Genomic DNA, 21769 nt, shown 5'->3' with positions numbered 1-21769 from the left:
AGGACCGGAGCGGTTTTTAACCTACGGGGTAGGAAACCGCCTTAGCGGTTGGTGCGCAACCGCAAGAAAGCGGTACCTGAAATCAACATGGGTCTAATTATATCCATTTAAAAACCGCACACAAAAAAGCCCGCCTCCCGGTACGAAGCGGGGAAGCGGGCCTCATCAAATTGGAGCCGGCGACGAGAATCGAACTCGCACTCTCAGCTTGGGAAGCTGATGTTCTACCACTAAACTACGCCGGCATTCTGCCGCGCCGAATCAGCGCGACAATGGCAACACTTTAGCACCGTCCCGCGCTGAAATGGAAAACGAGCCTGCCGTATGCTTGTGGCGTGCTTCTTTCAGACCATGACATTCGCGACGCTATCGACTCCGGCAAGCTCGGCATCGACCCCTACGATGCTGCCCTGGTGCAGCCGAGCTCGATCGACGTGCGCATGGACAAGTTCTTCCGCGTCTTCAACAACTCGAAGTACACGCACATCGACCCGAAGCTGGAGATGCCCGACCTCACCACGGCCGTGGAGGTCCCCGAGGGCGAGGCGTTCGTCCTCCACCCCGGCGAGTTCGTCCTCGCGTCCACGCTCGAGTGTTTCACGCTGCCTGCGGACCTGGCCGGCCGCCTGGAAGGCAAGAGCTCGCTCGGACGCCTCGGCCTGCTCACGCACTCCACCGCGGGCTTCATCGACCCGGGCTTTTCCGGCCACATCACCCTCGAGCTGTCCAACGTTGCCAACCTGCCCATCACGCTCTGGCCGGGCATGAAGGTGGGCCAGCTCGCGATCTTCAACATGTCGTCGCCCGCCGAGGTCCCCTACGGCTCGGGCGCGCTCGGTTCGAAGTACCAGGGGCAGCGTGGCCCCACTCCGTCGCGCGCGTACCTGAACTTCCAGTAGGGCTTTTCGCTTTTCGACGCCCACCGTGCAGGAGTTACATCAGATCCAGGTGCCTTCTGCCTAGTTCCGTCAGCTCAAGGGTGAGTGGGCGCTTTGATACTGAGTGCAGCAGTCCCTCAGATTCGAGTTTGTCTGCAACGGGGCGGAGGGTGTTCCAAGACCTTTCCATGGCGGCTGCTGCCTCCTTCAGTGGAATGGGGAGGTCTGGTCCAAAAAGCAGTGCTTGCGCCGCTAGGAATAGGAGACCGCGTTCATACTGATCACGCTTTAACGCCGATAGAGTGTCTTGCAAACTCCTCAGTTGGGCGTGTTTTTGGTCAAGAGATGATTCTAAGTCTTCTTGGGCATCGACCAGCATTTCGAGCATTGCCTTGAGAAAGAATGTCGCTTCTCCAAAGTTCATACTATTTTCTGCATCTATGAAGGCCGCGTAGTACTTCTTCCGTTGCAGCGAGAACTGATGAGACAGGGACATTGAAGTGGGTGGGGAGAGAATCTCGAGCGCCTTGAACGCAAGCAAAAATCGCCCCATGCGTCCGTTTCCGTCGTAGAACGGGTGAGTGTACTCGAATATGAAATGACCGATGAGCGCATTCACGAGGACATGCGTTTCACGGAACTGAGAGTCGAGGAAGGTTTGCATCCGCGTTTCAATGTCGTGTTCGCTGCGCGGGGCCCTGTGCACCTCTCTTACGCCGTCGTGGATTTCTACGGAGTCGGCTCGGAAGAGCTCGCCATCGGGTAGGTCGTCGCTGCTGATCTCCTTCGAGAGCAGTTTGTCGTACTCTGCGCGCAGTGCCTCCGACGAATCTGGAAAAGCCGGGCGTTCGTTGGGGTCCAACAGTGATTTGTAGAAGGCAACCATTTCCCGGAAACGCTTGTGGGGTCCGCTCTTAGGGCTGGTAAGGGCATCGACGATTTCCTTGCGCGTCGAGTAAACACCTTCGATTTGGTTCGTAGCTTTAATTTCTCCAATGAGAAGGCCGGTAAGGTAGTGACTACGTGCTACGCCGGGAAGCGTCACCCACTTGTGAGCTATTTGGAGCTCAGTGCGCCAAACTTGTTCGAGGAGCGACTGGATCTCACCGGTAAGCACCACGAACAGTTCGTGCTCACCAACCTGGAAGTTCCAATGGAGGGTTGCAGGGGATTTAAACCTGGATGTGTACTCCGCTTGAGCAGCACGGCGGCCGTCTGAAGACATGTGAAACAGCGTCTTCAGTGATTTGTAATCGCTCACTTCGGCCGTCCTTTGCGGTTCGTTTTTTGCAATTCTGCAAGCGTAGCAAAGATCTGCGTGGTCTATTTTTCAAAAACAGGGGTTTTTGCAAAATAGGATCGCGTCCTGCGCTGCTTCTTCGCAAATTTGAAAGAATAGCAGCCGCGTCCCGCGTCCCCCTCACCCTGCCCCGCCTCACAGGAACGGGCATAATGGTCAGTTATGCGGATGACAGTAATTGGCACCGGTTACCTCGGTGCAACCCACGCGGCATGCATGGCTGAACTTGGCCATGAAGTGTTGGGCGTGGACGTAGACGAAGCAAAGATCGATCGACTCAAGGCTGGGGAGGTCCCGTTCTACGAGCCGGGCCTGCCCGAGGTACTTGAGCGCAACATGGCGGCCGATCGCCTGGACTTCACCACCTCGTACGAGGAGGCAGCGGCGTTTGGCAACGTACACTTCATCGGCGTGGGCACCCCGCAGCAGCGTGGTTCCTACGCGGCGGATACCCGTTACGTCGAGGCCGTGATCGATTCGTTGGTGCCGCACCTGGAAGGCGAGCACGTCATCCTGGGGAAGTCGACGGTGCCGGTGGGCACGGCCGCGGAGCTGCAGGCCCGCGCCGATGCGCTGGCCGCGCCGGGCACGTCGGTGGAGATCGCGTGGAACCCGGAGTTCCTCCGCGAGGGCTACGCGGTGAAGGACACGATCGAGCCGGACCGCATCGTGCTGGGCGTTCGCCCGGAGCACTCCCAGGCGGAGGCTATCGCGCGCGAGGTCTACGCCACCCCGCTGTCCAAGGACACGCCGTTCATCGTCACCGACCTGCAGACCGCTGAGCTGGTGAAGGTGAGCGCCAACGCGTTCCTGGCCACCAAGATCTCGTTCATTAACGCGGTCAGCGAGGTCTGCGAGATCGTCGGCGCCGACGTCACCAAGCTCGCCGACGCCATCGGCTACGACGACCGCATCGGCCGCAAGTTCCTGGGCGCCGGCCTTGGCTTCGGCGGCGGCTGCCTGCCCAAGGACATCCGCGCGTTCATGGCGCGCGCCGGCGAGCTGGGCGCCGACCAGGCGCTCACGTTCCTGCGCGAGGTGGACGCGGTGAACATGCGTCGCCGCGAGCGCGTGGTGGACATGGCCCGCGAGGAGCTCGGAAGCCTGATCGGCCGCCGCATCACAGTCCTCGGCGCGGCGTTCAAGCCGAACTCGGACGACGTGCGCGATTCGCCCGCGCTCGCGGTGGCCGGCCAGCTCTCGCTCGCGGGCGCCGCGGTGCGCGTCTTCGACCCGGAGGCGATGGACAACGCCCGCCGCGTCTTCCCCACGCTCGATTACGCCGACACCCTCGATGACGCGCTGACCGGCGCTGAGCTGGTCATCCTCGCCACCGAGTGGAAGCAGTTCAAGGAGATGGATCCGGTCGCCTCGGCCAAGCGCGTGGAGCAGCGAGTGCTTATCGACGGCCGCAACGTCCTCCCCGTCCCCGCGTGGCAGGAGGCCGGATGGACGGTGCGGGCTCTCGGCCGCTCGCTGTAACCAGCACTCCGCCAGTGCTCCGTTAGTGCTGGTGGTAGTCAGCGAGGAAGTTGCCGAGGCGTTCCAGCGCGTTTTCTAGCTGGGACGCCCACGGCAGCGTGACTACGCGGAAGTGGTCCGGGGTGGGGTAGTTGAAGCCGCGGCCCTGGACCATGAGGATCTTCTCGGACTTGAGCAGGTCGAGCATGAAGCGCTCGTCGTCGTGGATGCCGTACATCTCCGCGTCGATCTTGGGGAAGCAGTACAGCGCGCCTTTTGGCTCGACGACGGAGACGCCGGGGATCTCGCGGAGCTTGCGGACGGCGACGTCGCGCTGCTTGTGCAGGCGGCCGCCCTCGGCGGTCAGCGAGTAGATGGACTGGCGGCCGCCGAGCGCCACCTGGATGGCGTGCTGGCCAGGAACATTCGCGCACAGACGCGTGCCGGAGAGCAGGTCGATGCCCTCGATGAAGCCCTTCGCGCGGCGGCGCGGTCCGGTGATGACCATCCACCCGGCGCGGTAGCCGCAGACGCGGTACGCCTTGGACAGTCCGTTGAAGGTGATGGTGATGACGTCGGGGGCGACCTCGGCCATGCAGGTGTGCTGGGTGCCGTCGTAAAGGATGCGGTCGTAGATCTCGTCGGCGAAGATCATCAGCTCGTGCTCGCGGGCAATGTCGGCGATGCCCTCGAGGGTCTCGCGGGAGTAGACGGCGCCCGTCGGGTTGTTGGGGTTGATCACCACGATGGCCTTCGTCTTGTCGGTGACCTTGGAGCGGATGTCCTCCAGCGACGGGTTCCAGTCGTCCTCCTCGTCGCACAGGTAGTGCACGACCTTGCCGCCGGCGAGGGTGGAGGCCGCCGTCCACAGCGGGTAGTCCGGGGCGGGGATGAGGATCTCGTCGCCGTCGTTGAGCGCGGCCTGCGTGACCATGCTGATCAGCTCGGAAACGCCGTTGCCCAAATACACGTCGTCGATGTCGCAGGGCGGGAAGCCGTCGATAAGCTCATAGCGCGTGACCACGGCGCGGCGGGCGGACGTGATGCCCTTGGAGGTGGTGTAGCCCTGGGAGGTGGGGAGGTTGGCGATCATGTCGCGCATGATCACGTCCGGTGCCTCGAAACCGAACACGGCGGGGTTGCCGGTGTTCAGCTTGAGGATGGTGTGGCCGTCGCGCTCCATCTCCTCCGCGGTCGCGGAGACGGGTCCGCGGATGTCGTAGAAGACGTTCTTGAGCTTGTCGGCCTGGTCGAAGTGGCGGTGGGTACGCTTGGCGCGTGTCGACGCCACCTTCTCGGGATTGGCTGGCTGGTCTGGGGTTTTGGGATGTTTCTTGGCCATAGGGCCATATTAGTCGCGGCGGCGGAACCTGTTGAGGGATTCTTGCGCAAAGTTGAGGGTATCGCCGGTGAGTTGGTCGATCTGCTCGCGGCGCTCCGCCTTCCTGCGCGCCGCGTCGTAGGCGCGGTCCGCCTCCAGCTCCAGCTGCTTGGCGCGCACGAGACGGCGCTTGGAGCGCTCCATGTCCCGCAGCGACGGCGAGTACCAGGAGTCCGGCCCCACCTTCATCACGTAGAGCAGGATGAACAGGACCGGGATGACCGCGAGCACGGCGGGGAGCGAGGCCGCCCCGGCGAGGGTGATGCTGCCGATGGTGCCCAGCCAGAAGATGCCGGCGCGGGTGCGGCGGCCGGAGCGGCGCGCCTCGACAAGCTCGCGGGCGGTGAAGACGGGCACGTCGTGCTGGGCCGCCGGCATACCGGCGCTGGAGCCCATGACGGGCGCCTGGGGGATGTCGGCGAACAGCGGCACGAGGTCCGCCCGGGTCTGCGCCTGGGTGCAGTACTGGCAGCGCTCGTCGTACTCCCCGAGGGTGAGGCGGCCCTCGCTCAGCGCCTCCCCGAGAGCGGACATTGCCTCGGTGCGGTCCGCGTCAGAAAGCCGGATGTGCTCCGGCTCGGAGGGCTGGAAAGCGCTGCTCATCGGGGAAATGCTCCTTACAGTTCACAGAACGAGTAACGGCCCCACCATAGCACTGCGGGAGGTGACCTAGGCGCTCCACCGTTCGTCGGCGCCGGTGACGCGGTCGTGAAAGCGCGTACGGGCGTCGTCGTACTCCTGCTCGGGCAGCTGGTAGAAGTACACGCGCGGCAGTACTCCTTCGACGCGGTCGAGGTAGGTGCCCATGAAGTCCGCGAGCGCGTCGTTGCCGTCGAGGGCCTCGGCGCTGACGTAGACGAACAGCGGCCTGGACAGCGGGTACTCGCCCTCCTGCGTGGCTTCGCGGGAGGGGGAGACGCCGTCGATGGTGACGTTGTCGATCAGGTCGCGGGTTTCGCCGTCGGTGGCCAAGTAGTTGCCAACGCCCATGAAGCCGATGCCGTTGGGGTCGTCGGCGATCCAGCCGGACAGCTCGTCGATGTTGTCGGTCGCTTCGTAGTCGTCGCGGATGGTGTCGCCGCCGAGGACCTTGTCCTTGAATACCTCGAGGGTGCCGGAGCCGTCCGGGCGGCCGTACAGGCCAATCTCCTCGTCCGGCCAGGACGGGTCGATGTCGGACCACTTGGTCACCGGGGAGTCCGCCGCCCAGATGTCGTGGAGCTGCTCGGTGGTGAGGTCGTCGGCCCAGGTGTTGTCGGCGTGTTTCACAATGGTCACTGCGTCGAGCGCGATGGGCAGCTCGATGAACTCGACACCATTGTCGCTGCACTGCTGCTGGAACTCCGCCGGGATGGCCACGGAAGAGTCATTGAGGTCGGATTTGCCGTCGCAGAAGGCGTCGAACCCGTCGGTGGAGCCGTCGGCGGAGATGCGCACGTCGTGGTCGGTGCGGTCCGCGATGAAGGAGGTGATCGGCTCGACGGTGGCGGAACCGGTGACGCGGATCGCGCCGCCGGAGACCGTGTCATTGCCGTTCTCGGCGTCGCTGCCCGCGCAGGCGGTCAGGCCGGTCGCCGCGAGGGAGAGCGCGGCGGTCAGTGCGATGAATTGCTGCTTCATACGTGCTGTGCCTGCCTTACTGGTGCTTCTTGGTTGCTTCGTTGCGGAACTCACGGAAGAAGGTGAGCACGTCGCGCCAGCGCGGGCGGGTCATCTCCAGGTACTCCGGGATCCGGTTAAGCTCCTCCAGCTGTTCCGGCGTGAGGCGCTCGTGGTCCGTCTTGCGGCGCATCTCGAGCTCGGTGCGCAGGACGCTCGTGGTTTCTTCGAGCTCGTCGATGAGCTGCTGGAGTTCGTTGTTCGGCGCGTCGGCGTCGATAAGCTTCTGGGCGCGCTGGCCGGACTTTGACTGTGCGTTCTCGGGGGTGGTCATGGGGGCTCCTTAGAAGAAGACGTTGGTGATGAGGACGGCGAGCAGCGGGAGGGCGAAGAAGACACCGCCGACCCAGAGGAAGACGTACCACTTGTTCTTGTCCGCCATGGTGGCCAGCCAGTCTGCGCCCTTCGGCGGGATGGCGCGCAGGAACGGCAGGCTCATGATGACCAGGGCGCTGAAGACGTTGAACATGGTGTGCACGAGTGCACCCTGCATTGCTGCTTCGGCCTCGACACCGGAGGCGGAAAACGCGGCGATCAGACCGGTGATGGTGGTACCGATGTTGGCGCCGACCACGAACGGGAACAGATCCTTGACCTTGAACTTGCCGGATGCTGCCAGCGGGACGGTCAGGGAGGTGGTGGTGGAGGAGGACTGGACGGCGGTGGTGATGAGGGCACCGGAGAAGATGCCGGTGATCGGTCCGCGGCCGAGGGCTGCGTGCAGCATTTCTTGCGCGCGACCCACCAGCAGGGCAGAGAGCATCTTGCCGATGTAGCCGATGACCACCAGGATCAGCGCCACGCCACCGACGGAGAGCACGATGCCACCCCACACGTCGCCGAGTGGGCTGACGATGAGCTTCGCCAGGTTGACCAGCGGCTTGGTGATCGCGTCGACGCCGTTGCCGATCGCCTCGAAGATCCCGGCGAGCACGCCGTCGCCCTCACCCGCGAGAGAGCCGGCGAACACACCGGAGACCTTGGACAGGAAGCCGGTAAAGATCTCCAGCGGGAAGAAGATGGCCAGCGCGAGCAGGTTGTAGAAGTCGTGCACCGTGGCCATGGAGAACGCGCGGTGGAACTGCTGCTTGTTGCCGGACAGGCCGAGTGCCACCAGCGTGGAGGTGACGGTGGTGCCGATGTTGGCACCGAAGAGCATGGGCACCGCCACCTCCAGCGGCAGGCCACCGGCGATCATGCCGACGGTAATGGAGGTGGTGGTGGAGGAGGACTGCATGATGGCGGTGGCGAGAATACCGACCGCCAGGCCCACGAACGGGTTCTCGGCGAAGGAGAACAGTTCCTTCGCCTGGTCGCCAGCGGCCATCTTGAAGCCGGCGCCGATCATGCCGACGGCGTTGAGCAGCAGCCAGATCGCAAGGACGACGGAGATCCACTCCGCGACCTTCTTGGCGGTGCCGCTCAGCGGCAGCCAGCCGAGCGGGTCGGCGGTCGGCTCGTCGTCCGCGTTCTTTGGCGCGTCCGTGTCCGGGGCGGGTTTCGTCTTGGTGGCAACGGCGGTGCTGCCGTGTGCCACGTCGCGCGCGCCGGTCTCGGCGTGCTTGGCATCTCTGCTCATGTGCGCTCTCAATCAACGTCGTATGGACTTGGTCGAGAGTGCACCTTATGAGCAAGAAGCGGAATTGCTGTGTATTTCCGGTTAACTTCCGGGGAATTGTATAAAGGTAGCCTAGCTATGTGAGAACTGGCTCTGGTACAGCTCGTGGTACGCGCCCTTGCGCTCGAGCAGTTCCTCGTGCGTGCCCTGCTCCACGATCCGCCCGGCCTCCATCACCAGGATCACGTCCGCGTCCCGGATGGTGGACAGGCGGTGCGCGATGACAAAGGAGGTGCGCTGCGCCCGCAGCGCGTTCATCGCCCGCTGCACCAGCACCTCGGTGCGCGTATCCACCGACGAGGTCGCCTCGTCCAGAATCAGGATGCCCGGCCGCGAGAGGAACGCGCGCGCAATGGTGATCAGCTGCCGCTCGCCCGCGGAGATGGAGCCGCCGTCCTGGTCCACGATGGTGTCGTATCCGTCGGGCAGCGCGTGCACGAAGCGGTCCACGTAGGTCGCCTTTGCGGCCTCGATGACCTCCTCGTCCGTCGCGTCGAGGCGGCCGTAGCGGATGTTTTCCATGATCGTGCCCTTGAACAGGACCGCGTCCTGCAGCACCATGCCGATCTGGCTGCGCAGGTGGGGGCGCGTGAAATCGCGGATGTCGTGGCCGTCGATAAGGATTGCCCCCTCGTCCACGTCATAGAACCGCATGATGAGGTTGACCAGCGTCGTCTTGCCCGCGCCGGTCGGCCCCACGATCGCGGCGGTCTGCCCCGGCGCGACGCGCAGCGAGAGGTCCTGGATCAGCGGCTCGTCGGTGTAGGAGAAGGACACATCGCGGAACTCCACCAGGCCTTCGGGCCGCGCGCTTGTCGACGCCCCCTCGACATCCGCCACCTCTTCCTCAGCGTCGAGCAGCTCGAAGATGCGCTCCGCCGACGCGACGCCGGATTGGACCATCTGCATCATGCCGGCGATCTGGCCGAGCGGCTGGTTGAACTGGCGGGAGTACTGGATGAACGCGGTGGCGTCGCCAAGCGTCATGTGCCCGTTGGCCACGCGCAGGCCGCCGAAGACGGCGATGGCCACGTAGGAGAGGTAGGACACGAACTGCATGATCGGCTGCATCGAGTTGGACAGGAACTGCGCCTTCTGTGCGGCGCCGGTGAGCTCCTCGTTGCGCGCGTCGAAGGTGCGGCGCAGCTCCTCGGTGCGGCCGAAGATGAGCGCGACGTCGTGGCCGGAGAAAGCCTCCTCAACCTGGCCGTTCACGGCGCCGGTGGCCTTCCACTGTGCGGCGAACTGCTTCTGCGAGCGGGTCCCCACCACGCCCATCGCCACCGCGGTGAGCGGGATGGCCAGCAGCGCGAGCAGGGCGAGCTGCCAGGACAGCCAGAACATCATGACGATGATGCCCACCAGGGTGATCACCGCATTGAACATCTGCGACAGCGCCTGCTGCAGCGCCTGCTGGACGTTGTCCACGTCGTTGGTGGTGCGGCTCATCACGTCGCCGCGCTGGCGGGAGTCGAAGTAGTTGAGCGGCAGCCGGTTCAGCTTCGTCTCGACCCGCTCGCGTAGGTCGTAGACGGTGCGCATGGTCAGCCGGTTCAGCAGCGCGCCCTGCGCCCACATGAGGACGGAGGAGCACAGGTACAGGGCGAGGATGACAATGATCAGCTCGCGCAGGTGGTCAAAGTCGATGCCCTCGCCGGGCCGCAGGTCCATCGCCTCGGCCATGTCGGCGAAGCGGTCCTGGCCGGCGGCGCGCATGCCCTCCACCGCCTGCTCCTTGGTCACCCCGCCCGGCATGCGGGCGGAGATCGCGCCGGAGAAGATCACGTCCATCGCCCGTCCCATCACGCGGGGCGCGTAGACCGACAGCACGACCGACGCGGTGTTCATGATGAAGATCGCGATGAGCGCGATCTTGAACGGCTCCAGCAGCCCGATCAGCTGCTTCGCCGAGGGCCAAAAATGTTTCGCCTTCCGAGGCTCTTGCTCACTCATGCCTGCACCGCCTTCTGGCTCTGCTCAATTTCCCGATACGTCTGGCTGCTTTCCAGCAGCTCCTCGTGGGTGCCGCGTGCCACGATCTCGCCGGCTTCCATCACGAGAATCTGGTCGGCACCGCTAATCGACGCCACCCGTTGCCCCACCACAATCACAACCTTGCCCGCGGTGTACTCGGTCATCGCGGCGCGCACGCGCGCGTCCGTGGACGCGTCGAGCGCGGAGAAGGAATCATCAAACAGGAACACGTCCGGCTGCGCCACCAGCATGCGCGCGATGGAGAGGCGCTGGCGCTGCCCGCCGGAGACGTTCGTGCCGCCCTGCGAGATCTCCATGTCCAGGTCGTCGACGAAGTCGGCCTGCGCCGCGCGCAGCGCGTTCCACAGCTCCTCGTCCGTGGCGTCCGGGTTGCCCATCCGCAGGTTCGAGGCGACGGTGCCGCTGAACAGCCAGGGCTTCTGCGGGACCATGGAGACGCGCTCGACGATGTCGGGGCGGGCGAGGTTGTCGATGGGGGTGGCGTCGAGAAGCACTTGCCCCTCGGTGGCCACGTGCAAGCGCGGGATGAGGCTGAGCAGCGTCGTCTTGCCCGAGCCGGTGGCGCCGATGATCGCCGTGGTCGTGCCCGGGCGGGCGGTGAAGCTCACGCGCTTGAGAACGGGTGCGTCGGCGCCGGGGTAGGTGAAGGTGACGTCGCGGAACTCCACCTCACCGGTGCGGGCGGTGGGGGAAGTAGGGCGCGCCGGCTCGACGATCTGCGGGGCGTGGCCCAACACCTCCGCCACGCGGCGGGCGCACACGATCGCGCGCGGCAGCATCATCAGCATGAACACGCCCATCATCACCGCCATGAGGATCTGCATGAGGTACTGCATAAACGCGGTGAGCGCGCCCACCTCTACCAGGCCCTCGTCCACGCGGTGGCCGCCGAACCAGAGCACCGCTGCTGTCGCCAGGTTCAGGATGAGCATGATGACCGGGAACATGGTCACGAATACCCGGCCGATATTCAGGCTGAGTTTAGTGATCTGCTGATTCGCGTCTGTGAACCGCTCGGTCTCGTAGTCCTCGCGGGCGAACGCGCGGACCACGCGGATGCCGGCGATCTGCTCGCGCAGCAGGACGTTGATTGCGTCCAGCCGCTTCTGCATCTGCTTGAACAGCGGCATAAGAATCGCCACGATGACGCCCACCACGACGGCGAGCACGACCACCGCCGTGACAACGAGCCAGGACATCCCCGCATCCTGGCGCAGGGCCATGATGATGCCGCCGATGGCCATGATGGGTGCGGCGACCATGAAGTTCATGAACAGCAGGAATGTCATTTGCACCTGCTGGACGTCGTTGGTGCCGCGGGTGACTAGGGTGGCGGTGCCGAAGCGGGCCATGTCCTCGCTGGTGAAGCCCGATACTCGGTCGTAGACGGCGGCCCTGATGTCCCGGCCGGTCTTCATGGCCACCTGGGAGGCGAACCACACCGCGCCGATGGCCGCCACGATCTGGATGAGTGCGACGATGAGCATGCGCAGGCCCACGTTCCAGATGTAGGGCACGTCTGCGCGCGCGACACCGTTATCAATAATGTCTGCGTTGAGGTCCGGTAGGTACAGCGTGGCGAGGGTGGTAACCAGCTGGAGTATGAGCACCGCGAAAATCTCACGACGATAGCGAGCGAGTCGGCGGAACAGATCCATCTAGTCTCCTGAATTCACAGAAACGGTCTTACCTCGCAGCTCGATCACGCTGCGTGCCAACCACGGCAGTGACCAGAGCCAAAAGCGCCAGAACCATAGTTGGGAAAGCGAATCGTCTCTCGGGCTCAAGGTCCACCCACTTTCCAAGCGAAACGTGAGGCAACCAGTTCGAAGCACGTTCGGACAGCATTGAGGCTAGCAGGGGTTCTGCAACAACGAAGTAAGCTACGAGTGCAACCAAAACGACGACCCACCGTCTTAGCAGTGTTGCTGCCGCAAATGCGATCACGGCAACGGTGGCGTAGAGAATGGATCCGCCCAGGATGACGGTACCAAGGGGCGCTTCGGGGGTGAGGCTTGGTACTTCGGCTTGCCTCAAACCTGTCGTCAACCCGGCGATCGATAATGCGGTTAGGATTGCTCCGGTTATTAACGACAAAAGTACCAGAGATAGCGCCCGAACGGCGAAGATCGTTCTCAAACGCCGCGCCGCGACCGCAATATTGAGCAGAGCGCCCGATGAGAGCTCGCTTCCAGCGAAAAGAACGCCGTGGAGTGAAGCGGCAAGTGGCGCTAGTAGATAGATCGAGGTTGCGGCGAGATCCAGCTTCTCCGGATCTTCTGAGTCGGGCCCGAGTGCTGCCGTGGTGTCGATCGAGACCGCACCGGCATCTGAGGAGGCCCCGCTTGATGCCATGACTGCGGCGTATGACAACAGTGCGGTTAGTAACGGCACAACTACGAGTAGAGCAAAGACTCCCGGATGAAGTATCCACCTTCTGGTTTCGACTTTGACCACCGTCTTACGGTCTGCCGTGTGCATGAAACTGATCCTCCAAAGTGTGCTTCTTCGTCTCCAGATTCAAGACCGGAATGGAGTGCTCCTCCATTAGGGTCCGTAGGGTTTCGACATTCTGATCGTCCACCTCCAGCACGCCAGGGCTGTGCGAGCCAGTTCGGACACGCCGATGATCAATGATGGAACTGATCGCCTCACTCAGTTCCGGCGGATAATGTACTAAGAAAGTTTTCGCTTCCCCCACGTAGCTAGCGAGCTCACCAGCAAAAATCATTCTTCCGCGTTCTAGGTGGATGATGTGGGAGCAAAGGGTTTGAATTTCATTGAGGTCGTGGCTTGAGATTAAGACAGTGCGTTCGTCAGTTGGTAACTGCTCTATGAGGTTTCGCATAAGCAGGCGCCCCTGGGGATCTAAACCGTTCATTGGTTCGTCAAGAATGGTCAGGAGTGAACCATTAATCAAAGCAGCACCAATTTGCACCCGTTGACGGTTTCCAAACGATAGCGTCCGAACTTTTCTCGACGAATACTCACCCAACGACAGGGATTTAATCACGTCCTTGACTTCCTCGTCCGTTCGCCCAGTCAGTTGACCAAGGTATGTCAAAGTTCGTTTGACTGACCAGCACGGCCAAAGCGCCATTGCGTCGATTGCAGCTCCAGTCCCGCTCCCTATAGTTTCGCTGGAGGCGAGGTTTTTCCCGAAGAACTCGATTTCCCCGTGGGAAGGGCGTTCGACTCCGGCAATAAGGCGTAGAAGTGTGGACTTTCCGCTACCGTTCGACCCCACAAGACCCACTACTGTCCCTGCGGGGACCTCTACATTGATGTCATCGAGTGCGAGAGTCGAACCATACCTCTTGCTAAGATTAGAAAGTTTTACAGCGACTTGAGGTGTTTTCATCTAAGTACCATTCGTAGGCAAGTAGCCCCGCTTGTAATCGGGGCTACTTCGTAGGTGGTTAGGGCGCAACTTTAGCTAGTTGCCGTAGCTGGCGCAGACGTAGAAACCGATGCTGATGCAGCCTCCCATTCGCGGATCAAGTTCCGGTCGAACCTTGAGCAGGGGACCCTCAGCCTCACGACCATCTTCGGGTAGCTCGAATTCGCGCGTTGTGAATCGCAGTCCGTCAGGAACTGGCACTCCGCGCTCTCGCAAAGTCTCGAGATTGGCGGTCTTTGCAGTAAGCTCCTTCCTTTTCGCATGGGTGGGGAGCTGAGCGACATCGTTGATGTAGCCGATGAACCCATCAGAAGCGATAACTTCGATGAAGTCATCGATTTGCTTCGTGATCGTTTCCTTGTTGATGCGAAGCTCTACCTCGGCGATCTCGCTGTCGATCTTGTTGAACGTGGTATTTACGGACATGGTGAAGTATTTACGGACATGGTGAATCCTTTCTGGTATTGCAATGATTTGCTTGGGGTGAACAAAGGGAGTCATCCGATGTTGGCGAACGAGCGAATTTTCTCGAGCCAGGACTTATTGTCGTTAGTTCCACTGACGAGTCTGAAGTTCACTAGAAGTGAGATTCTGTCTCCGTTAGTGAGATAGAGGTTCAGGGGCTTACCAAGATCCCTAACGAATCCGAGAGAGGGAAATCCGCCTCGGCTACCGCCCGCTGTGAAGCGCCCATACTCGGGTGTGAACTCGACGTCAACATCCTGGATATCAGTGGGCCACAGAGTCAGCCAGTCACCAAGGACCAATTTCTTCTCGTTGAGAAAGATTTCGCCTTGGTGCGGAAAAAGAGCCGCCTGATTCGCAAGCCCGAACAGTCGTCGACCAGCATCATTCGACTCGAGCTCAGTTTTAGTTGCGCCGTGAAAACTGGCTCTATCCGTGAATTTCTTAGTCACTTCCACAGGTGCACCTCTTAAGCTAGTGCCGCGTCGCTGTCGAACGTGTAGGTCACTTTCCTGACCCCGTCTGACAAGAGTTTCGCCACGCAAAACAGAGTGGGTCGGCCGTCGCCAAACCGCGAACGTTGGATCTTCAGGCCCTCAGGCACATGGATACCTCGATCTTCTAACTCATCTTCGTCGAGGATCGTGCCTCGAACGAACTCGTCGCGTTCCTGAACCGGTAGCGCATACAGTTCTTGCAGCATCGCGACAAACTCGTCCCCGGTCACAAAATCTCTGATCTCGAGAAGCCCCTGCTTTGCTTCCTGTCGGACCATCTCCTGGCTCAATGGGGGCATTGGAGCGTCTTCCTCGATTACCGGGTAGTCGATCCGCTCCATTTCGAACGGGGCAACGTTTTCCTTGTCCAACGTGTACTCCTTTCTATTTCCGATGACTTCAGTGGGGAGGGCGACCGTTTGACCGCCATCCTCAGTTTAAATTACCGGGTCCGATCCGGGTATCGGCCAACTGGACATTTAAAAATTTGGCCAAGTAGCTATGAATCCTCAGTTGCCCGAGTGTGTGTTGACGAGCTAGAATTGCGCAATGTTCCGCCTGTTTCTTGCTGGTCAAGGATCTTTGCGACTAAAAGGGGGCGTCACTTTGGAGCGCGTAGTCTCAGATTCGGGTGACGGTCCCTTTTGGGGGTCAGACGTGGAGCGACCTCATCTACCTTGCGTCAATCTGCTTGATCGGTTTCGTCTCACTGAGCGGAGCTAGCGAGCAAAGTCGGGTGGCGTTAATAGCGCTAATCGCATTGATGATCGCGCTGCAATTTCAACGCAAACGACATCCCTTTCTGGTTCTTTTTCCGCCAGCAGTTTGTGCTCTTTTTGCAACTAACGTCTTCTTTCTTCCGACCGTGTTCAACTTGGCACTGCGTAAGCGAGGATGGGGCAGTTTCGCGGCTGTGGTCGCTGCCTTCGTCCTCTGCCGAGTCGGGTGGTCGGAGAAGGAAACGATCGTCACTGTTCAGGCGGGTGAGAAGGAAACCAATGATCCAACTATTGCCTGGCTGGTTGAAGGCACGGTTCTCGTCATTGTGCCGTTCCTGGCTGGGCTGGTTATTTCCTACAATAGAAATCTGGTTGAGTCGTACCGGGTGATTGCGCAGCATAAAGAGCTAGAGCGGCAAAGGGTGGCTACAGAGGCCGTCCTCAGGGAGCGAGCCCGGATCGCCAATGAAGCGCACGATCATGTTGGCCATAAGCTAGCGTTGTTGTCACTGCAAGCGGGTGGCCTCGAGGTCAACTCCGAAGCTGGCCCCGACGTGATCAAGGAGAACGCTCAATTGATACGAGAGACCGCGGTAGAGACGTTAGCGGACCTCAGAGTTCTTATTGACCGCTTGGACGATGCGTCGGCTTTCCAGGCCCCCGAAGATTTAGCTGCGATCGTGGCTGAAAATCGGAGAAGCGGGGCCGACATTACGCTGAACACTAGATCGCTTCGCCAGGTGGATGAAATGCCACGGGAAATGCGCCAGCTCGTCTCGCAAGTAGTTCGAGAGGCTCTAGCCAATGCTAGTGTTCATGCTCCACAAAGCCCGATTTCTGTTGAACTGAGTGGCAGTGAAGGAGGCGAATTACAAATCTATATCCAGAACTCCGTGCGTGAGGTTGAATCGGGAGATCTAGTTAAGAAGCGCCGTGGGACGGGTTTGAAACGGGTAGAACGGCGAGTAAGCAAGTTCGGTGGCGTTGTGCGGTTTGGAGAACGGTCCGGTCGCTTTGAACTACACGTTATAGTCCCTTGGCCCAAATCGGTGATCGCGTAGGGAAACCATCGGATGATACGTGTGTACCTAGTGGATGATGATCCGATGGTTCGCCGGGGCTTGAAGTTCATACTCCAAGCGACCGACGATATCGAAGTTGTCGGCGAAGCAGGAAGCGGTGCTGAGGCTATTGATCAGCTTCCGAGTCTGCGTCCCGACGTGGTTGTTCTGGACGTCCGGATGCCAAACGTTGCAGGCCTTCAAGTTGCCGAATCGATTCTCAAGACTGGGCATAGCCAAGCAATATTGATGATGACTGCATTCGATAACGAATCGACCGTCATGGAGGTCCTTGAGGCCGGTGCTATCGGGTTCCTATTGAAAGACGCGCCTCCTGAATCCGTAATCCAAGCAATTAGGGACACCTCCGCTGGCAAGGTCACTCTTTCCCCTCGTCATACTCGCATCCTGCTTGACGCGTACACCCGGGACGGCCAGGTTAATCGGCGGGTTCAAGCTCAACAGGCCCTAGCGGGCCTTAGCGAAAGGGAAACGGAAATAGCGATCTTAGTTGCACAGAGCTTAACTAATCAGGAGATAGCGAGAGCGATGTTGTTATCAACCGCTACGGTCAAAACCCACTTGACGAAGATTTTTGATGAACTCGGAATCAATAACCGCGTTCAACTGGCACTCTTGGTGAGGGAAGCTGAGCTTATCTGAAGTGCGGCCCTATCCACATTCCTCGGCCTCTGGACTTCTGCTACTTTGTGCAGATCCCCCAGGTTGGGTATTCGCAGCTGACCTCGGGTTTGAGATCCGAAACCGATCCTGAGAAGGGCGCGGCCGGCCAGTACTGCTTGGAATACCTGCCGAGCAGACGGATGAGAAGCATTTGGGCCCCTTGCGCGCGGAAACGACAACGGCGAATAGAAACGGTGCAATGCTAGCACCGGATCAGGCGGGGCCTTGTACCTCAAGGGGCCGGCACTCGCCGGCCCTCCCAGAGATACCTAGGGCACCTGCGGCACGTTGCGGGCGTGCTCGACCATTTCCTCCCACTCGACGATCTTCTTGCGCTCGCGCGGCAGGGCAGACTGCTCGCCCAGCTTGCGCTCGGCCTCGTCCAGTCGGTACCAGCCGTCCCAGGTGGTGTAGGGGATGTTGCGCTCGTCGAGCAGCTCGAGGATCTCGTCCGGGCCGGTGTGCGACGGGGTGGCCAGCTTGCCGGCGTCCGCGTCGGCGATGAGCATGTCGGTGGTTTCCTTCGCGTCGGACTTGGTGTTGCCGATCAGGCCGATCGGGCCGCGCTTGATCCAGCCGGTGACGTAGAGCTTGTCCTCAAAGCCGGCGCCGTCCTCGATGGTCTCCAGAACGTGGCCGCCGTCGTTCGGGATGACGTTGCGCTCCACGTCGAAGGGCACGCCGTCGACGGGCTCGGAGCGGTAGCCCACCGCGTGGTAGACCTGCTGGACCGGCCAGTCGGTGAACTTGCCGGTGCCCGTGATGCCGCCATTGCCGTCCAGCTCCTGGCGCTCGGTGCGGAGGCCGGTGATGGCGCCGGAGTCGTCGGTAAGCACCTCGACCGGCTCCTCGAAGAAGTGGATGTAGATCTTGTGCGGCGCGTCGTCCGGCTCGCGCATGGCGTACTGCTCCAGGACCTGGCAGTTCAGGTCGACGGACTTGTCGGCGCGGCGGACTTCTTCGCTGGTGGCGTCGTAATCAATGTCCTCCGGGTCGACGAGCACCTGGATGGTGTCGGAGAGGTCCATCTCGCGCAGCTCCTTCGGGGTGAACTTGGCCTGCGCGGGGCCGCGGCGGCCGAACATGTGGACCGTCTCCGCCTTGTTGTTCTTCAGGGACTCGTACACGTTGTCCGGGATCTCGGTGACCAGGAGCTCGTCGCCGGTCTTGGCCAGGATGCGGGAGATGTCGAGTGCGACGTTGCCCACGCCGATGACGGCGACCTCGCGGGCGTCCAGGTTCCAGCCGCGCTCGAAGCGGGGGTTGCCGTCGTAGAAGCCGACGAACTCGCCGGCGCCGATGGACTTCTCGCCGCCCGGGATGCGCAGCTCGCGGTCGCGCACGGCGCCGGTGGAGATCACGACGGCGTCGTAGTAGTCGCGCAGCTCATCAATGGTGATGTCGCGGCCGATGGTGATGTTACCCAGCAGGCGCAGGTGCGGCTTGTCCAGCACCTTGTGCAGGGACTTCACAATGCCCTTGATACGCGGGTGGTCGGGCGCGACGCCGTAACGGATCAGCCCGAAGGGGGCGGGCATCTGCTCGAAGAGGTCGACGTGGATGTCGTGCTCATCGTTGCGGAGGAGGAGGTCGGAGGCGTAAATGCCGGCGGGGCCGGCGCCGACGACGGCGACGCGCAAACTCATTGAGGGTGTCCTTTCAAGGTAGGGAACCGTTAATACTGGACCAATATAGCGTACAGACAGCTTGGTCTAAAAATGGGTTGGTGTCAAGGGGTGCGGGGTCGACGTGGCGTCGATAAGCGAACCGCTCGGTGCGATTTGGAAAACATTCAGGCAAAAACCTCTGTATGAGCTGGGGAAAGGAAATAGTACTTGCCGTAGACCGCTCAGTACGGCAAACTCGACCGCACGGAAATTTAGTGCCGCACACCATAGACCGTTCGGTCTGTGTAGTAAGGAGGAAGGCATGCCAGCATCGACGGCGACCCGCGCCGTGAAGGAGCGCGCGAAGAAGCCAGAGGGGCAGTGGCTTATCGACGGCACCGAGCCCCTCAACCACGACGAGGAGCTCAAGCAGCGCGAACCCGTCCTGGAGGTCAAGCAGCGCGTCATTGACACCTACGCCAAGGGCGGGTTTGACTCGATCGACCGCGAGGACCTGTACCCGCGCTTCAAGTGGCTCGGCCTGTACACGCAGCGCAAGCAGAACCTCGGCGGCGAGCACACCGGCGAGGACAACTCGGTGCTGGAAGACAAATACTTCATGATGCGCATCCGCTTCGACGGCGGCATCTGCTCCACCGAGCAAGCCCGCGTGGTCGGCGAGATCTCGCGCGACTACGCGCGCTCCACCGTGGACCTCACCGACCGGCAGAACATCCAGCTGCACTGGGTGCGCATCGAGGACGTGCCCACCATCTGGGAGAAGCTCGAGTCCGTTGGACTGAACACGTGGGACGCCTGCGGCGACGTGCCGCGCGTGGTCCTGGGCTCGCCGGTTGCGGGCATTGCCAAGGACGAGATCATTGACGCCACCCCGGCGATCCGCGAGATCCAGGACATCGTCACCAACGAGGAGTTCCAGAACCTCCCGCGCAAGTTCAAGACCGCCATCTCCGGCAACGCGCGCCAGGACGTCGTCCACGAGATCAACGACCTCGCCTTCATCGGCGTCGAGCACCCGGAGCTCGGCCCCGGCTTCGAGTGCTACGTCGGCGGCGGCCTGTCCACCAACCCGATGCTCGCGCAATCACTCGGCGCCTTTGTCACCCTCGAGCAGGTCCCCGAGGTGTGGGCCGGCGTGGTGCGCATCTTCCGCGATTACGGCTACCGACGCCTCCGCAACCGCGCCCGCCTGAAGTTCCTAGTGGCCAAGTGGGGCGTGTCCAAGTTCCGCGAGGTCCTGGAGAACGAGTACCTCGGCTACGCGCTGCCCGACGGCCCGAAGGCGCCCACCAACCTCATCGACCGCGACCACATCGGCGTGCACGAGCAGCGCGACGGCAACGTCTACCTCGGCGTCAAGCCCACCCTGGGGCACATGTCCGGCGAGCAGCTCATCGAGGTCTCCGAGCTGGTCGAGCGCTACGGCTCCACCTCCATGCGCTTCACCCCGTTCAAGGAGCTGCTCGTGCTCAACATCGACCCGGCGCGCGTCGAGACGCTGCAGGCGGACCTGGAGAACCTGGGCCTGTACTCCAAGCCCAGCGAGTTCCGCCGCGGCCTGCTCTCCTGCACCGGGCTCGAGTACTGCAAGCTCGCGCACGTGACCACCAAGTCTCGCGCCATCGAGCTTGCAGACGAGCTGGAGGAGCGCTTCGGCGACCTGGACAGCCCGATCACCATCTCGCTCAACGGCTGCCCCAACGCCTGCGCTCGCCACCACGTCTCCGACATCGGCCTGAAGGGCCAGACGGTGACCAACGCGGACGGCGAGCGCGTCGAGGGCTTCCAGGTGCACCTGGGCGGCACCGTCGGCGAGGGCGCGAACTTTGGCCGCAAGCTGCGCGGCCACAAGGTGGCGTCGACCGAGCTCACCGAGTACGTCACCCGCGTCGTGCAGAACTACGTGGACAACCGCGAAGAGGGTGAACTCTTCCGCGAGTACCTGCTGCGGGCCGACGAGGAGCAGCTGCGATGAGCTTTCGTCGCCAGCCGAACCCGAACCGCAACCACCCGACCTTCTGCCCATATTGCTCGGGCGAGGGGCTGTGGCCGGATGAGGAGACCGAGTTCGCATGGAAGTGCGATGCCTGCCTGCGTATCTTCGAGGTGAAGTTCTACGGGCAGGATGACCCGGACCACGCCCCCGCGCCCGCGCCGTCCACCCCGCAGGCACTGCAAGATTCACTCGCTCGCCACGGGCACACCGCGGTGGCGCGCAACACTGGAGGCACGAAATGATCAACCTTTTGCAGGGCGACAGCTCGCAGTACAAAAACCCCGAGGTCAGCCCCGACGGCCCGACCACGACCGCACCGCTCGACGAGGCTACCGCCGCGCGCAACGCCGAGCTCGTGGACAAGTACGCCGCATCGCTTTACGACGCCACCGCGGCCGACATCCTCACCTGGGCCCACGAACACGCACCAGGCCCGCTCGTGGTCACGCTGTCCATGGAGAACACGGTCCTGGCGGAGCTGTCCAAGCAGTTCCTGCCGGGCGCCGACTTCCTCTTCCTGGACACCGAGTACCACTTCGCGGAGACACTCGAGGTGGCGGACAAGGTGGAGCAGCGCTACCCGGACAACCGCCTGGTCCGCGCGACCGCGCAGCTCAGCCGCGCCGAGCAGGACGAAGTGTACGGGCCGAACCTGTACCGCCGGAACCCCACCGCCTGCTGCCGGATGCGCAAGGTGGAGCCGCTGGCGGTGCACATGAGCCCCTACGTCGGCTGGATCACCGGCGTGCGCCGCGACGACGGCCCGACCCGCGCCGAGGCACCCGCGCTGAGCCTGGACAAGACGGGCCGGCTGAAGATTTCGCCGCTGGTGACCTGGACGCTGGAGGACACCGACGCCTACATCGCGGACAATGACCTGATTATCCACCCGCTGACCACCCAGGGCTACCCCTCGATCGGCTGCGAGACCTGTACGCTCCCGGTGGCCGAGGGCGAGGACCCCCGCTCGGGACGCTGGGCGTTTGCGCAGAAGACCGAGTGCGGCCTGCACACTGACTAGATCGCT

The 21769-nt window shown here is 62.1% G+C and carries 22 protein-coding genes and 1 tRNA gene; 7 read left to right on the top strand and 16 right to left on the bottom strand.

The window, feature by feature from the left end; genetic code table 11:
- Positions 1-41: 41 nt before the first annotated feature.
- Together EAW56_RS13230 and EAW56_RS07240 are read right to left on the bottom strand one after the other, a co-directional pair.
- A complete protein-coding gene (locus tag EAW56_RS13230) occupies positions 42-89 on the bottom strand; it encodes an erythromycin resistance leader peptide (RefSeq protein ID WP_011116968.1) in 48 nt (15 codons plus the stop codon).
- 82 nt (positions 90-171) lie between these two features.
- Positions 172-245, bottom strand: a tRNA-Gly gene (locus EAW56_RS07240).
- A gap of 90 nt (positions 246-335) precedes the next feature.
- On the opposite strand from EAW56_RS07240, the gene dcd reads away from it, so the two are divergent.
- Positions 336-899, top strand: coding sequence for a dCTP deaminase (dcd, locus tag EAW56_RS07235; RefSeq protein WP_095536034.1), 564 nt, complete (start codon positions 336-338; stop codon positions 897-899).
- A 34-nt stretch (positions 900-933) separates the two neighbouring features.
- Here the strand turns inward: dcd and EAW56_RS07230 are convergent, their stop codons facing one another.
- A complete protein-coding gene (locus EAW56_RS07230) occupies positions 934-2139 on the bottom strand; it encodes a Fic family protein (protein WP_095537480.1) in 1206 nt (401 codons plus the stop codon).
- Positions 2140-2340: 201 nt separating this feature from the next.
- Here EAW56_RS07230 and EAW56_RS07225 point away from each other — a divergent pair, with 201 nt between their 5' ends.
- Entirely contained in the window at positions 2341-3660 is a 1320-nt protein-coding gene (locus EAW56_RS07225; RefSeq protein WP_122085885.1) for a UDP-glucose dehydrogenase family protein, read from the top strand.
- 22 nt (positions 3661-3682) lie between these two features.
- On the opposite strand, the gene EAW56_RS07220 is transcribed toward EAW56_RS07225, so the two are convergent.
- The 12 genes from EAW56_RS07220 to EAW56_RS07165 form a co-directional block, all read right to left on the bottom strand.
- Complete coding sequence (locus EAW56_RS07220) at positions 3683-4981, bottom strand: pyridoxal phosphate-dependent aminotransferase (protein WP_122085884.1); 1299 nt, start codon at positions 4979-4981, stop codon at positions 3683-3685.
- 9 nt (positions 4982-4990) lie between these two features.
- The gene (locus EAW56_RS07215; RefSeq protein ID WP_095537483.1) at positions 4991-5623 is read right to left on the bottom strand and encodes a DUF1707 SHOCT-like domain-containing protein; all 633 of its coding nucleotides are present in this window, start codon (positions 5621-5623) and stop codon (positions 4991-4993) included.
- Positions 5624-5689: 66 nt separating this feature from the next.
- Positions 5690-6640 (bottom strand): substrate-binding domain-containing protein, encoded by a 951-nt coding sequence (locus tag EAW56_RS07210; protein ID WP_095537484.1) that lies wholly within the window; start codon positions 6638-6640, stop codon positions 5690-5692.
- Positions 6641-6656: 16 nt separating this feature from the next.
- Entirely contained in the window at positions 6657-6953 is a 297-nt protein-coding gene (locus EAW56_RS07205) for a hypothetical protein (protein ID WP_095536042.1), read from the bottom strand.
- 9 nt (positions 6954-6962) lie between these two features.
- The gene (locus EAW56_RS07200; protein ID WP_122085882.1) at positions 6963-8258 is read right to left on the bottom strand and encodes a Na/Pi symporter; all 1296 of its coding nucleotides are present in this window, start codon (positions 8256-8258) and stop codon (positions 6963-6965) included.
- A 111-nt stretch (positions 8259-8369) separates the two neighbouring features.
- The gene (locus EAW56_RS07195) at positions 8370-10250 is read right to left on the bottom strand and encodes an ABC transporter ATP-binding protein (protein WP_122085880.1); all 1881 of its coding nucleotides are present in this window, start codon (positions 10248-10250) and stop codon (positions 8370-8372) included.
- Positions 10247-11950: an ABC transporter ATP-binding protein gene (locus tag EAW56_RS07190; protein ID WP_095547865.1), complete on the bottom strand. Its 1704-nt coding sequence runs from the start codon at positions 11948-11950 to the stop codon at positions 10247-10249. The genes EAW56_RS07195 and EAW56_RS07190 overlap by 4 nt, the downstream gene beginning before the upstream one ends.
- A 28-nt stretch (positions 11951-11978) precedes the next feature.
- On the bottom strand, positions 11979-12773 hold the full coding sequence (locus EAW56_RS07185; protein ID WP_038592731.1) for an ABC transporter permease: 795 nt from the start codon (positions 12771-12773) through the stop codon (positions 11979-11981).
- Positions 12754-13653, bottom strand: coding sequence for an ABC transporter ATP-binding protein (locus EAW56_RS07180; RefSeq protein ID WP_122085879.1), 900 nt, complete (start codon positions 13651-13653; stop codon positions 12754-12756). Before EAW56_RS07180 ends, EAW56_RS07185 begins: the two co-directional genes overlap by 20 nt.
- 75 nt (positions 13654-13728) lie before the next feature.
- Complete coding sequence (locus EAW56_RS07175; protein WP_133064030.1) at positions 13729-14193, bottom strand: hypothetical protein; 465 nt, start codon at positions 14191-14193, stop codon at positions 13729-13731.
- Positions 14190-14609, bottom strand: a complete 420-nt coding sequence (locus EAW56_RS07170; RefSeq protein ID WP_133064031.1) for a hypothetical protein — start codon at positions 14607-14609, stop codon at positions 14190-14192. Before EAW56_RS07170 ends, EAW56_RS07175 begins: the two co-directional genes overlap by 4 nt.
- A 17-nt stretch (positions 14610-14626) precedes the next feature.
- The gene (locus tag EAW56_RS07165; RefSeq protein WP_095537492.1) at positions 14627-15025 is read right to left on the bottom strand and encodes a hypothetical protein; all 399 of its coding nucleotides are present in this window, start codon (positions 15023-15025) and stop codon (positions 14627-14629) included.
- Positions 15026-15345: 320 nt separating this feature from the next.
- Here EAW56_RS07165 and EAW56_RS07160 point away from each other — a divergent pair, with 320 nt between their 5' ends.
- Together EAW56_RS07160 and EAW56_RS07155 are read left to right on the top strand one after the other, a co-directional pair.
- Positions 15346-16434, top strand: coding sequence for a sensor histidine kinase (locus EAW56_RS07160; RefSeq protein WP_133064032.1), 1089 nt, complete (start codon positions 15346-15348; stop codon positions 16432-16434).
- Positions 16435-16464: 30 nt separating this feature from the next.
- Positions 16465-17097, top strand: coding sequence for a response regulator (locus EAW56_RS07155; protein WP_233127002.1), 633 nt, complete (start codon positions 16465-16467; stop codon positions 17095-17097).
- A gap of 290 nt (positions 17098-17387) precedes the next feature.
- Here EAW56_RS07155 and EAW56_RS07150 read toward each other — a convergent pair whose 3' ends face one another.
- Positions 17388-18764, bottom strand: coding sequence for an FAD-dependent oxidoreductase (locus EAW56_RS07150; RefSeq protein ID WP_122085877.1), 1377 nt, complete (start codon positions 18762-18764; stop codon positions 17388-17390).
- Positions 18765-19047: 283 nt separating this feature from the next.
- Between EAW56_RS07150 and EAW56_RS07145 the strand changes: the two genes are divergently transcribed.
- From EAW56_RS07145 to EAW56_RS07135, 3 genes are read left to right on the top strand one after another with little or no spacing between them, the layout of a single operon-like run.
- Positions 19048-20721: a nitrite/sulfite reductase gene (locus EAW56_RS07145; protein ID WP_095554770.1), complete on the top strand. Its 1674-nt coding sequence runs from the start codon at positions 19048-19050 to the stop codon at positions 20719-20721.
- Positions 20718-20984, top strand: a complete 267-nt coding sequence (locus EAW56_RS07140) for a hypothetical protein (RefSeq protein ID WP_095546640.1) — start codon at positions 20718-20720, stop codon at positions 20982-20984. Before EAW56_RS07145 ends, EAW56_RS07140 begins: the two co-directional genes overlap by 4 nt.
- Positions 20981-21763, top strand: coding sequence for a phosphoadenylyl-sulfate reductase (locus EAW56_RS07135; protein WP_095554771.1), 783 nt, complete (start codon positions 20981-20983; stop codon positions 21761-21763). The genes EAW56_RS07140 and EAW56_RS07135 overlap by 4 nt, the downstream gene beginning before the upstream one ends.
- Positions 21764-21769: the final 6 nt, after the last annotated feature.

The sequence above is a fragment of the Corynebacterium gottingense genome, assembly GCF_003693265.1.
GTDB classification, from domain to species: domain Bacteria; phylum Actinomycetota; class Actinomycetes; order Mycobacteriales; family Mycobacteriaceae; genus Corynebacterium; species Corynebacterium gottingense.
This window is presented reverse-complemented; position numbering and strand designations above follow the sequence as displayed.